Origin of the sequence: secondary endosymbiont of Ctenarytaina eucalypti, assembly GCF_000287335.1 — a bacterium.
In the GTDB taxonomy this organism is placed as follows: domain Bacteria; phylum Pseudomonadota; class Gammaproteobacteria; order Enterobacterales; family Enterobacteriaceae.
Genome location: NC_018419.1, coordinates 1124487 through 1138241, shown reverse-complemented (window position 1 = coordinate 1138241; position 13755 = coordinate 1124487). Strand labels below are relative to the sequence as shown.

Here is a 13755-nt window from a genome sequence, read left to right as displayed (position 1 = left end):
TGCAGATCACCACTCTAGGTACTAAAATAGAACTATCACTACGGGAATGATCATGAATGTTGAATAAATAGATTGTATATTATCTCAGCCAATCCAGTTGATAGATCGCTGAAAAATCAAATGATCCTGCGCAACCTCATAAACACCCGCACACCTGAGATCAGCAATATTTTCTACTAATTTTTTAATAGAAAAAATGATTCTATATTTTTAAAAAATTTTCTTGAGCGCATCACATTACATGAAAGTCAGAGCGAACTTTACTGGGCTTCCTATCCCTAAGTTTGATAACATCAATCTTGGTCATGATTTGTTCTTAAAGTCATAGGTTATAATGAATTACTTGATCTGATTGATAAATAAAAAAAATACTGACACTTTTGTCTATGCGGTGCCTTACGAGTTTTGGTATTGAGAGATCTTGCAAGAAGGCAATCGAGAACAACGCCTCTATTATGGGCCTACAATAACTAGTATTAACTCATATTTTTTAAGATGTGAAGCAGTATAGCTAGTGAATTCTAAAGCACTACTTATAAAACTTTCCTGTCATGACGGTATTGTACTAAACCAATTAACCCGTTACATCCATGCATACTGTAGATACTTCGGCTGAAGTAAACCCATTGACCATCTTCTTCCTCGCACCAACCACTAACTAGTCATGCAAGAGTCTGTCTACAGATACAAAGTTTCGGAAACTATTAGCCAGCTTATTCCTGTCCACCACCACTAAAGTCTGCCCTCGATGAAACTCAGGCTATCTCACGGCGACGTGTTTACGGAAGTGTGTTCTAATCAGCAGATCTCTCACTGTAAAACGCGTTATAATTATCTAAATATAAAGTTATATTAATGTGATGAGCAATATCACATAAGCTAGCCACTCGTAAACTAGCTGGGTTATTATTCGGCTCATAGCGCCATGATAATTCCTTGCTGTTAATAGGATTTTAATAACCAAGGACAATCCTTTGGACGGCTGGTTAAAACTTCCTGGTGCGCGCGGGGACAAGATTAGGATTTTACAAATCATCAATACTCATCTATTTTTAGATGAGAACGAGATCCTTCTTGAAGTAAAAACCTTCTTGATCTACATTTCTGTGTTGAAAGCGGTACAGGCTGAAAATCAGCATTTTGGTTTAGTAGTTATTACAGGTGGCCTAGCGCAGGATAACTAGACCCAAGCCTATCGTCATTTTGCCAGTGGAATCACGCAGCTTCCCGCGCCCTCCTTATGGCTGCCTAGAAACCATGATTTCCCAGCTAGCGATGATTAATGCACCAACAGGATTCGGTATCTCCTGTGCTAAACAGGTGTTGATTAGTGCTGACTGGCATTTGTGCTGTTGCTAGACAGGCAAGTCCATAGTATGCACCGCGGTGCTTTGAGCTGGAATCAACTAAAGTGGCTGGCTCAAGAGCTCTTTCGACACCAAGAGCGCCATACTTTACTCTTACTACATCATCATCTCTTCCATTCAGGATGCATCTAGCTTGATCAGCACATCCTGCGCAAAGCTCACACGCTAGCTAACGTACTGCGGCCATATCAACAGATACAAACTCTGCTCTTCGGACATATTCGTCAGGCACTAGATGTTGACTGGCTTGACTGGCTCGTATTAGCGACGCCCTTCACCTGCGTGCAATTTAAGCCCTATACTGCACCAATTTTACTATTGACACCCTACCTAGTCCCCCGGCTGGCGCTATCTCGACCTACTTCCTGTCGGCAGGGTGTATACTGAAGTGCCTCGACTGCATGGGCATAACAATCTAAGCAGCATTAGAGTATGCTGGATGCTAATAGTGATACTTGTCTATCTCCGCGGTTTCGAAAAGTTTTTTCTATTCCCCCAAGAAGCGACTGGGCTTTCGTACTTAGCTAACGCATCCATGTTACAGATTGTAGCTTGCTGGCGCCGCATTGCCGGGATCCACTCAATGCCGAAAAAGAATAAAATGACAGCTGATCAAGCGAGCCGGGAATAATCTAAACCCAATACCTGCAAAAAATATATTTTCACTGCAGCGTTACTATGATTATAAAGTTATGCAAGTCAATATGCTGGAAAAAACGGATCTGATTATTTGGCGGTTCATGAACAGCAGCGACGAGATCCTAGCTGCTTATCAGGAAATAAACTGTTCTAATTACTGTCGCCAAATAGTTTAGCAAATCAGCAAGTGTACTATCTTCGGTATTGACTATGCTTGTTACTCCCATCATGTATTGTTTGGGATAAAAGTCAGATAAGATTACGATCGACATCGTAAAGAATGTCTTCTTTTCAAAGTTCATTTTTTACGATAAAATGGGTAAGATTATATTCCTAAACATGATCCACGTTATGACGCAGTCAAGCTATAATGCTCACGCCATTGAGGTGCTAATCGGACTAGAACCGGTCCGCCGCCGGCCGGGGATGTACACTGATACCTCGCGGCCAAATCATCTTGGACAAGAAGTGATTGATAACAGCCTCGATGAGGCACTGGAAGGTCATGCTCGTCATGTTAATGTAACTTTGCATTCAGATCAATCTCTTGAGGTCACTGACGATGGACGCGGGATACCAGTGGATATCCATCCAGAAGAGGGCGTACCGGCGGTAGAATTAATCCTCTGCCGACTCTACGCAGGCGGAAAGTTTTCTAATAAAAACTATAAATTTTCCGGGGGTCTGCACGGGGTGGGCATTTCAGTGGTCAATGCACTCTCTGCCCGGATTGAGGTAATAGTCCGCCGTAACGGCACTATTTACCGCATCGCATTTGAGCAAGGCGATAAAATCGAAGACCTCAAAGTGTTAGGGAGTTGTCCAAAGTATAATACTGGCACTAGCGTTCATTTCTGGCCGGACGCGCGCTTTTTCGACAATCCTGGCTTCTCAATACCCTGCCTCACCCATTTACTAAAGGCGAAGGCGGTTCTTTGTCCTGGTGTTGAAATCGTTTTCAAAGATCACATCAATAACACAGAGCAGTCCTGGTGCTACCAGGCAGGTTTAAGCGATTACCTTAACGAGGAAATCAAGGGGATTATTACTCTTCCTGAAGCGCCCTTTATAGGTATGGTCAGCAGCAGTTCTGCATCGGTAGAGTGGGCCCTTCTCTGGCTTCCGGAAGGGGAAGAACTGCTAACTGAAAGCTATGTTAATTTGATCCCCACACCCCAAGGTGGCACTCATGTTAATGGTCTGCGTCAGGGGCTGCTCGACGCAATGCGTGAGTTTTGCGAATACCATAATATGTTACCTCGCGGCATCAAGTTGTCATCTGACGACATTTGGGATCGATGCGCCTATGTTTTATCTATAAAAATGCAGGATCCGCAGTTCTCCGGGCAGACCAAACAGCGGCTGACATCTCGAAAAAGTGCCGCCTTCGTGTCCGGCGTTGTTAAAGATAACTTTATACTATGGTTGAACCAGAATATACAGGTAGCCGAGAAAGTAGCAGCATTAGCTATTGATAATGCACGACGTCGATTACGTGAAACAAAGAAGGTGGTGCGTAAAAAAATGATCAGCGGGCCTGAGTTGCCTGGCAAGCTCGCTGATTGCACCGCGCAGGATCTAGCACGTACAGAACTTTTTCTGGTGGAAGGTGATTCAGCGGGGGGATCTGCTAAACAGGCTCGGGCCCGTGAATATCAAGCGATCTTACCGCTAAAGGGGAAGATCCTTAATACTTGGGAGGTACCCTCCGATCAGGTTCTAGCATCACAGGAGGTACATGATATTTCCGTGGCGCTAGGCATTGATCCCGATAGCAACGATCTTAGCCAGCTACGCTATGGTAAAATTTGTATACTATCGGATGCAGACTCTGATGGCCTGCATATCGCTACGCTGCTGTGCGCCTTGTTTATGCAACATTTCCGTGCGCTAGTGGAACAGGGGCATGTTTACGTCGCAATGCCGCCCCTTTATCGCATTGACTTGGGTAAAGAGATTTATTACGCTCTGGATGAGAAAGAAAAGCTAGGAGTGCTAAAGCGGCTGAAAAAAAACAAAGCACAGCCCAATGTGCAGCGTTTTAAAGGTCTTGGGGAAATGAATCCATTACAGTTGCGAGAAGCTACACTTGATCCCAATACACGTCGGTTGGTGCAGCTAACAGTAGGAGAGTCTGATATGGAACAAACCCTGGAAATAATGGATATGCTTCTGGCGAAAAAACGCGCTAAAGACCGTCGACGCTGGCTACATGGAAAAGGTCACGCAGCGAAAATAGAGGCATGAACCTCTAGGCAACTTGAAATATGACTCAGTAACAAGTGAAAGCATGTATTAAGGATGCGGTTAAATCAGTGTTTATTAAAAATAAGAATCAGAAATGTTTTACTATGACAGTTTTGTGAATAATACGTCTAAGAGAGCAATATAGTTTGCTCATAAACGCTCGCCGCATAGCAAACACAAACACAAACACAGGTGACTCAAGAGTGAGTGATGCTATCAGATCATCCCCTTTTATGAAGGTGTTTTTCCTATAGAGATTATTATTTAACATAAGCGTCGTAACCTGAGCCCAGAATGACCTCATTTTGCAGATTTCAATATAGCTAAAAGCTAAAAAAATATACTTTTCCGTGTCTATAGCGAAAGTGGCTATAGACCCTCTTAGCGCCATGATGTATGATAAAAGATGCCCGGCCCCTTAGCTCAGTGGTTAGAGCAGGCGACTCATAATCGCTTTGTCGCTGGTTCAAGTCCGGCAGGGGCCATAATTTATTTGACGTAAAATAATATACTTCAAGAACTTCTCACGTGATGTTATTGTAATTTTCTTTAACATGTATTGAATAGATTCATAATCCATCTTTATTATAGTAAAAATCAAATTATCATGTTAAATGTCACTAAAAACACAATGCCCGAAACGACCAACGCCCTCTACTAAAATCTAATACTAAAAAGATCATGAATATTTCATATAGTTAGTCTCAACCACATGTTTCTCAGCATCTTTAAACTCGATGCCGTTCTTTTCTATAGCCAATTTTGCGGGACAGTGCCCTAAATTTAGGCAGATAGTACCTACTCCAGCAATAGAGTAGATATATTTTTATGGCTAAGAAATGAGAAACATTTTATCGCTCTTATTTAGGCGCCTATATCTTTCTCTTTATAATATGGCATTTCAGTCATCTGATATAAAACGCCTTGAACTTCAGTACTAACACAACAGTCTTCTTGCTAAGCATTCTTGCGGTCGATGTTCAGTGAAAAATTCTTCGAGTCCAGCCTAAAAGGGCTTCAGAATGGAATATCATCATCAAAGTTTATCGGTAGATCGTTGCTTTGTGCAGGCGATGCGTTCTGTGCGGGCCGCAATACTAATTCATTGTTGCTCGCTGCGGCGCCCTGTCGACTCCCTAGCATTTTCATGGTGCCGTTTATATTAACCACCACCTCAGTAGTGTATCGATCTTGTCCACTCTGATCTTGCCATTTTCGGGTCTGCAGTGAGCCCTCAATATAAACCTGCGACCCCTTACGCAGATATTCACCCGCCACGTCTGCTAGCTTACCGAATAATACCACACGATGCCATTCCGTTTTCTCTTTTGTTTCGCCAGTCTGCTTATCTCGCCAGCTTTCGGAGGTGGCGAGGGTAATATTGGCTACGACACCGCCATTAGGCATATGGCGGACTTCGGGATCCTGGCCTAAGTTTCCGACTAGAATCACTTTATTGACGCCTCTGCTAGCCATGAAACTCTCCTGGTAAGATAAAATACTAATGTTAATCGCTGATGAATTATACTCTATAATGTATCATTATACACTATATAACAGCTTGATCTTATATAGCCTCGTTTATATTTCAGCCGACGCTTTTTAAGTTAATGGGCATGGCATATGAAGCGCTGAAAGCTACAGTTATCAGATATACACTTGATAAGATTACACGCCCATGTGCTCTATCACGTACCTGCCCTTGCTATAGGGAAAACGATTGCTTCTCTATTAATAACACATACTGCTCGATAACATCGATCCTGCATCTTTATTAAATTGTTTCCGAAAGACTATGAAATATATATTTAAAAAGCATGTCACACTAGGGCATGGATAGCACGGCGATTAATGCTACAGTCGTTTCGTTATTTATTACGCATCACTTTGTTAAATCATGAAGCATCCTACGGCTATTATTGATAGTAGACAACAGAAAGTACTTATCATTTCGGGCCTGCGTTTTTTACGAAATAAAATTAGATGATCTTCTGTTAAAAATCTTTAGGTTTAATTAACAGATAGCAGTAAATATATTTACCCCAAAATGCAATTTTTGGCACGAAAACAATGCTCTTACAGCTAGAACAACGATAACCCTATAACGCTACATGAATTGTAATATGCGCCAGATACAGTAAGCTCTTAACATCAGGCACTCAAGACACTGACAGCAAGTTATTCAGGCAGCGGGCTTCTCTAAAAGAGAAGATAGGCGAGTTATCTATTATTGCTAGATAGATCAAAACGCTTTTAAAAAGGAAATCTGACTCACGTACTGGTAATACATAGCCAGGACTATTGCTCAGATAACAACATCAGTCTCTTCTTTTCCCCTTAGGGTCTTGCAAATCATCGTTGACTCAATTTTTAAAATTATGAAGTAACCTGTAAAAAATACTACAAGTATTCCTGGCTGAGCAAGAAACAAAAAAGTGAGGCTCAGAATAACAAGATCAAGGCTTGATAAAATCACTGATCTCCTAAAAGTTTTTCGTGAAATAGCATATAAAACCCGGAAAAGAAGTTGTCTGCATAAACGGGGCGCAGAGTAACCTGTATCTAGTAGACAATACCGTGATCCATGCAGTGATCTATGTTAATTTATGGAAAAACATTGCCATTAATACTCCAGCTTTCAGATTTATAGAAAACTGTCTATTGCAGGAGCTGATGGGAATCGGTTTAGAGAGCATTATAATATACCTGATTATCATAATTTTCTATTGAGGAAGACAAGAAAAAAAAGGACCCCGATGGGGGTAACGTGCTTCATTCACTAGCACACTATCGTTAGTATCGTACAGTCGTAATTAATATCAAAAAAAACAGTAATGATGCCTTCAATAATCCTTGATTATGTCAAGAACTTTTATATGACCGCAACAGATACGCTGCAGAATTACAACACTTGTCATTGCTTATCTGACTCTCAGTGATCATTATGTTGAGATAAGTGAGAGACGATAGCTATGTGCTATGTTCCAAACTAGATTACGTTATTAGAACCACCAACATACACCTAAGCTTAATCAAAAGAGGCGTACTTGATATAGGCTTCACTGTTTGAATCAACCATCTGATTCTTAATAAGAGATGTAGTTATTATTGACTATTGTACTATTAGCCTCTTTTGCTCGCTCTCAGTAAATGTTGGCATGATAACAGATATTGCTACCCTCAAGGTAGAGTAGCAATCTTCATCTCCCGTACGAAATGCGCTAATTTTTCTAGCATTACCTCCAAATTATCTACATGGTTTTCGATAAGACGTACGATAGCGGAGCCGGAGATAGCGCCAGCAACCCCGGCGCGGCAAGCATTGCGCACCTGGTTGGGCTCAGAAATGCCAAATCCCTGTAGCGTCGGGGCTGCTTGGTGCTCCTTCAAAGCATTGATTAAGTGCACTACTGGTGTCTTCGCTCGTTTTTCGCTTCCTGTAACACCGGAACGCGCTAGCAGATAGGTATAGCCTTTGCTATACAAAGAGATCTTGCGCACTAAAGCATCGTCAGCGTTGGGAGGACAGATAAAAATAGGCGCTACACCATGTTGCAAAGCTGCATGACGAAACGGCAGGCTTTCTTGTAGTGGCACATCCGCTACCAACACAGAGTCGACACCGACGCCAGAGCAGCGAGCGTAAAAAGCATTAATACCATTGCTGTATACTAAATTAGCATAGATCAGTAAGCCAATGGGGATCTCGGGGTATTTCAAGCGAATTGATGCCAGCATCTCAAAACAGTGCGCCCGGGTAACTCCAGAGGCAAACGCACGCAGGTTAGCATTTTGAATGATAGCTCCATCCGCCAGTGGATCTGAGAAAGGAACACCCAGCTCTAGTGCATCAGCACCAGCATCGATGAGTGTATCAATGATTTTTAGCGAGTACGCGGGGTTAGGATCTCCAAGTGTTACAAATGCTACGAACGCACCTTCATTACGGGCCGCTAATCGGCTAAATAATTTCTGATAGCGTTCCATATTAGATTTCTCCTCTTGCCGATAAAATCTTATGTACGGTGAAAATATCTTTATCGCCTCGGCCAGAAAGATTCACCACCAGGATCTGCTCCTTCTCCGGGTCTGCTTTCATCATCCGTAGCGCATGGGCAATGGCATGTGAGGATTCCAGGGCAGGGATAATTCCCTCCTGGCGAGCGAGGTGTCGGAAAGCATGTAGGGCTTCTTCGTCGGTGACCGACACATACTCGGCACGACCGATGCTATCAAGATAAGCATGCTGGGGACCTACCGAAGGGAAGTCTAGGCCGGCAGAAATGGAGTAGGACTCTTCAATTTGCCCTTCAGAAGACTGCATGATCGGAGATTTCATGCCAAAATAGATACCAGTACGTCCATACTGCAGCGATGCGCCATGCCGACCTGTTGCAATGCCTAGTCCGCCTGGCTCTACACCTATCAGGCGAACACCTGGTTTATCAATAAAATCCGCGAACATACCGATAGCGTTAGAGCCACCGCCAATGCAAGCAATTACCACATCTGGCAGGCACTTCTCTTGCTCTTGTATCTGCATGCGCGTCTCCTCGCCGATCATCCGTTGAAATTCGCGCACGATAGTTGGAAAAGGATGCGGGCCAGCAGCAGTGCCAAGCATATAGTGTGCGCGTTCATAGCTATCGGACCAGTCGCGCAATGCCTCATTACACGCGTCTTTCAGGGTGGAGGAGCCGCTGTATACTGGAATGACCTCAGCACCCATTAGCCGCATACGAAAAACGTTAGGTGATTGGCGTTCAATATCTTTAGCCCCCATATAAATACGGCATTTCAACTCCAGAAGAGCGGAGGATAAAGCAGCTGCCACGCCATGTTGGCCCGCGCCCGTTTCGGCAATGACTTCAGCTTTACCCATTCGTTTAGTCAATAACGCTTGTCCCAGTACCTGATTAGTTTTATGGGCGCCGCCGTGCAATAAATCTTCTCGTTTCAGATATATCTTAGTCTGAGTACCTGTCGTCAGATTTCGGCACAGTGTTAGCGGCGTCGGCCGGCCGGCATACTGAGTGAGTAGATCGCCAAATTCTCTCTGAAACGCCGGGTCACTTTGAGCATCGACAAATGCATCTTCCAGTTGCATCAGAGCAGGCATCAGGATTTGCGGTACGTACATGCCGCCAAATTCACCAAAATAAGGATTAATTCGTGTCATACTGTTTTGTCTCTCACGCCGTGAGGCTGATAGTTAATAGGCACGTAGAATCTGAAATACCGTAGCCAATTTCTGATAATCTTTGATACCTGGGGTGCTTTCTACGCCAGAATTAAAATCCAGCCCTACGCAACCAAGACTAGCCGCAGCAGCGCAATTATCTGCGTCAAGACCACCCGCCAGCATCACGTTATCTAATATCATTCCATTTAACAATGACCAATCAAACGGTTTTCCATGACCTCCACCGTTGTCAAGAACATAGCGATCTACCTGTGTCAAATCACGGGCCGGAAGGGGATGGCGCATATCCAGCGCTTTCCAAATATGGCACTTAGGTGGCAAGACCTGACGTAGGGCGTCAATGTAAGGCTGATCTTCATCGCCGTGCAACTGAACTGCCGACAGCGACAACAAATTTGCCCTTGCAGCAACATCGCTCACCGGAGCATCGCGAAAAACTCCGACATAGCGGAGTGTAGCGCCGGCAATGACCGCACGAGCCATGTCTGCCTCCAGGTAGCGCGGGGAGCCGGGGACGAAGATCAGCCCGCCATAGAGCGCGCCAACCGCCCTGGCAGCTTGGGCATCGGCAGCACGCGTCAAACCGCAAACTTTGTTATCACCTAGCAGAATCCGGTCTAAGGCTAGCGTTAATTCAGGCTCTCTCATGAGAGCACTCCCGATCAAGAAGCCATTAGCGTAGTGACTGAGTTCGCGTACCTGACAATAATTATTGATGCCGGACTCGCTGATAACTGTGACACCAGCCGGCAGCTTCGGCCCCAATGTGCGAGTGCGGTTCAAATCGATAGACAGGTCCCGTAAATCTCGATTATTAATCCCCACTACTTTCGCTTTTAGGCTAATAGCGCGCTGCCGCTCTTTTTCGCTAATAACTTCCGTGAGCACTCCCATCTGAAGTCTGTGAGACACTTCAGCTAGTTTACGGTAGGTATCGTCGTCAAGAACGGACAACATCAGCAAAATCGCATCCGCCTGGTATAGGCGTGCTAGGTAAATTTGCCATGGATCGATAATAAAATCTTTACATAACACCGGCTGGCTTACCGTACGACTCACCTGGTGCAAAAAATCGAAACTTCCCTGAAAATGCTTCTCGTCGGTCAATACCGAAATCGCGGACGCGTAAGGCCGGTAAACGCCCGCTATAGCAACCGGATCGAAATTAGCGCGGATAAGGCCGTTAGATGGTGACGCTTTTTTACATTCCAATATAAATACTTTTTTAGCGCCGGAAAGTGCGTGATAAAAACTACGCGTGCTAGGCATAACCTGATGAAGAAAACTCGCCAATGGTTTTAGCCGTTTATGCTTAGATACCCATTCATATTTATCTGCGACAATTTTCGCAAGTACTGTGTCTTGCATGTCTTTTTATCCTCTTTCTGCAAGCGCCATAACGCGCGTATAGGGGGCGCCGCTGTTGATTTCATCCAGCGCCCGTTCGGTATTGTCACGAAGATTTTCATATCCGAACATTTTAAGCAAAAGGGCAACGTTGACAGCGACAGAAGCCACATGAGCACGCTTACCTTTACCTTGTAGCAAATCCGCTACAAGGGCACGATTTTCCTCTGGAGACCCCCCGCACAGGGCATCCGCGCTCTGCGCGGATAGGCCAAAATCTACTGCGTTCAAAGTGTAATTTTCAATGATGCCTTCATGTAATTCTGCCACGTACGTCGGAGCGTGAAGCGCGACCTCGTCCATGCCGCCACCGTGTACCACTGCAGCGCGATGATAACCTAGTACGTGCAGCGTCTGGGCGATAGGCAATACCAAATCCTGGCTGTAAACACCAATCAATGCCAGTGGCGGCCTGGCAGGATTTATCAAAGGACCTAGGACATTAAATAATGTACGTGTTTTCAATATTTTACGCACTTTCATGGCATGAAAGAAACCAGGATGATATTGCGGCGCGAACAAAAAGCACATCCCGAGGTCATCTAACGCTTTTCGTGAAAGAGCTGCCGGCATGTCTAGGAGGATGCCAAACGCTGCTAGTAGGTCAAAAGAGCCTGATTTACTGGATAGACTCCGGTTTCCGTGCTTCGCTACCCGAGCGCCACAGCCGGCGGCAACGATGGCGCTGGCTGTGGAGATGTTGATGCTATTGCTACGGTCACCACCGGTACCGACAATATCAGCAAATAAATAATCAGGACGTGGAAACGGGCTGGCGTTGTCCAGCAGTGCGCTGGCCGCACCAGCGATTTCCTCGGGATGTTCGCCGCGCACTTTCATGCTGATAAGAGCCGCGGATAACTGTTCCGGTGCCAATTCACATTTAATGATTGCCTCGAATAACTTTTGGCTTTGTTCACGGCTGATGCGTTCGCCCTGGTAAAGATGTTCCAGTATCCTTTGCATTAACAAGGTCCTCTTAGCTACGCCAACCCCAAAGCGGGCGTTTTTATTGAACAAACATACATTTTGGGTGGGTAAAATAAATTCAGGGTGATCTTAGAGGCGGAAGATGCACTCGGTATCATTCATTCTGCACCGAAAGTAGCATCTCATGATAGTAAGTGTTGATCTTTAGCAAAGGACATGCCTGCGAACGACTAGTACATAGTATTTCATTTCCACTCGAGAATTCGCTAGACCAGCTAACATGCCATAGCTTTTGTCGGTAATAAGGTGAGGCTTGACTATGTCGCATCTTACACTTCTGGCCTGCGTAGACACCATAGGCTACTACTCTCCTCTCAGGTTTCAGGTAGTTACCGATGCTTGGTGGCTGGATTAGTAGTTCCGACATGAATCTGAGGAAATCAACATATAACATACCCTCTGCGCAGTACAAGTAAGGTCGGATACGAGCACTGCGGTAAAATACAACCTTGCTGAGCATAAAAGCGTATTTCACGAAACCGCTCAAGGATGCGTCAAGCGCAGTGAGAAAATGATCACCCATAAGTAATATATAAGAAGTAAAAATACTTTTCTTAAACATATCACAGTCAGCGGGCACTGACGTACGTAGGAGGCAGGGGTGCCTCAACGGTACTATCTGGACTCTTTCTCTTCCACCGATATTATCCTGTATACTACGCAAAGTTTGACCGTACCCTTTCTTTTTTCTGGCTGAAAAACAGTGTAATGGTGGTAATAATCTGATGCCAGATCGGGTGTACGACCTCACTCAGATGATGCGCTTCCGGCTCTAAACCTTGCTCTACGCACAGTTTGTTTGCCGATTTAGGGCAGAATAATAGACTGTTGTATAGTTCCAACATCTGTTGCTGACTCTGAATTAGCAACAGATAACGCAAAAATAGCAAACCGAATACCCGTACTCCCAGGCATATTTAGCCTCGGCCTGTTCGATTGTTGGTAAGGTTAACTTGTATCCGTAGGCATGCGGAGTGTCTTTCACCTTCCCCGAGAACGCGGGGTTTATCAGACGTAACAGGATGGCGTCTTGGATGATAATCACCTGAAACTTGACGGTTTGATCGAGCGAAGAAGTATCCTGAGAGCTATTTATAGTCATAATACTTTTATGATCATCTTGCTTATTAATCTCTCCTAATTGCAGCAGCAGTGTTGCGGCACCAGGGAGGAAACATCACTGAGTAAATATAGCTCTGGTGTCCGGATGATAAGGGGCCTGAACTCGCAGAAATTCTACTCGGCCGTCCTGAGTATCGCTCATTACAAAGCCAGATTAGACAATAAGTTGATTAAGGATCATGCGCTGTTATTTTGCATGATATCGATGCATCATCACCAGACCCGAAATCAAAGAACATTTTCTAACAAAGCAGGCACGACCTTAATAGAGGTCGTTTTTTATCGTCTCTATGGCTTCTCTGCAGCAAGGAGGATCGCTGCACCACTACTATGAGGTGCAGTGAAATGATGTTTAGCTCAGGTGTGACGTTATCTTCTGATCCTTGCTTGCATAATGCTACGTTGTAGAGATCATGCGTTTATTCTGAGGTATCAGAACAAATTGTTTTAAAAAGTTTTCTCTTTTATTTTTTATTGCACTAAAAGTAGTAATTACTAGTTAACTATTTCAAAGATAAAAAGTCAACCTTAATAATGATCATGATAAAAATCAATACGCTAGTGTCTCGCAACGTCAAATTATGATGCCAATAGATAAAAGTAAATTATTTGAATCAATAGATGTATACTTCTAACTTAGTAAATTAATAATTGTCTCCAATATAAAAGCTTACCGTTACGGCGGCGAATTCCGACAAGAACTCTGATGACGGCGCAATATTTTTCTTGATTGTTCAACACAGATGCACTAGTTAAAAACTTTTTCAGCGCACTAATACA

8 protein-coding genes, 1 tRNA gene and 1 pseudogene are annotated in these 13755 nt (G+C 44.2%); 4 read left to right on the top strand and 6 right to left on the bottom strand.

What is annotated here, in order from left to right:
- Positions 1 to 974 precede the first annotated feature (974 nt).
- From cpdA to A359_RS03240, 4 genes and pseudogenes are all read left to right on the top strand, one after another.
- Positions 975 to 1767, top strand: a pseudogene (gene cpdA / locus A359_RS04265) (3',5'-cyclic-AMP phosphodiesterase); the annotation flags it as partial.
- 48 nt (positions 1768 to 1815) lie between these two features.
- A complete protein-coding gene (locus A359_RS04475) occupies positions 1816 to 1998 on the top strand; it encodes a hypothetical protein (protein ID WP_195909931.1) in 183 nt (60 codons plus the stop codon).
- A 359-nt stretch (positions 1999 to 2357) separates the two neighbouring features.
- Positions 2358 to 4253, top strand: coding sequence for a DNA topoisomerase IV subunit B (gene parE / locus A359_RS03250; protein WP_044104586.1), 1896 nt, complete (start codon positions 2358 to 2360; stop codon positions 4251 to 4253).
- Positions 4254 to 4665: 412 nt separating this feature from the next.
- A tRNA-Ile gene (locus A359_RS03240) sits at positions 4666 to 4738 on the top strand.
- A 532-nt stretch (positions 4739 to 5270) separates the two neighbouring features.
- On the opposite strand, the gene A359_RS03235 is transcribed toward A359_RS03240, so the two are convergent.
- The 6 genes from A359_RS03235 to A359_RS03200 form a co-directional block, all read right to left on the bottom strand.
- Positions 5271 to 5729, bottom strand: coding sequence for a single-stranded DNA-binding protein (locus A359_RS03235; RefSeq protein ID WP_014888427.1), 459 nt, complete (start codon positions 5727 to 5729; stop codon positions 5271 to 5273).
- A gap of 1704 nt (positions 5730 to 7433) precedes the next feature.
- The gene (gene trpA / locus A359_RS03230; RefSeq protein WP_014888426.1) at positions 7434 to 8240 is read right to left on the bottom strand and encodes a tryptophan synthase subunit alpha; all 807 of its coding nucleotides are present in this window, start codon (positions 8238 to 8240) and stop codon (positions 7434 to 7436) included.
- Position 8241: 1 nt separating this feature from the next.
- A complete protein-coding gene (gene trpB / locus A359_RS03225) occupies positions 8242 to 9432 on the bottom strand; it encodes a tryptophan synthase subunit beta (protein ID WP_014888425.1) in 1191 nt (396 codons plus the stop codon).
- A gap of 33 nt (positions 9433 to 9465) precedes the next feature.
- On the bottom strand, positions 9466 to 10824 hold the full coding sequence (trpCF, locus tag A359_RS03220; protein ID WP_014888424.1) for a bifunctional indole-3-glycerol-phosphate synthase TrpC/phosphoribosylanthranilate isomerase TrpF: 1359 nt from the start codon (positions 10822 to 10824) through the stop codon (positions 9466 to 9468).
- 6 nt (positions 10825 to 10830) lie between these two features.
- Positions 10831 to 11829 (bottom strand): anthranilate phosphoribosyltransferase, encoded by a 999-nt coding sequence (trpD, locus tag A359_RS03215; protein WP_014888423.1) that lies wholly within the window; start codon positions 11827 to 11829, stop codon positions 10831 to 10833.
- 886 nt (positions 11830 to 12715) lie between these two features.
- Positions 12716 to 12955, bottom strand: a complete 240-nt coding sequence (locus tag A359_RS03200) for a hypothetical protein (RefSeq protein WP_014888420.1) — start codon at positions 12953 to 12955, stop codon at positions 12716 to 12718.
- Positions 12956 to 13755 lie beyond the last annotated feature (800 nt).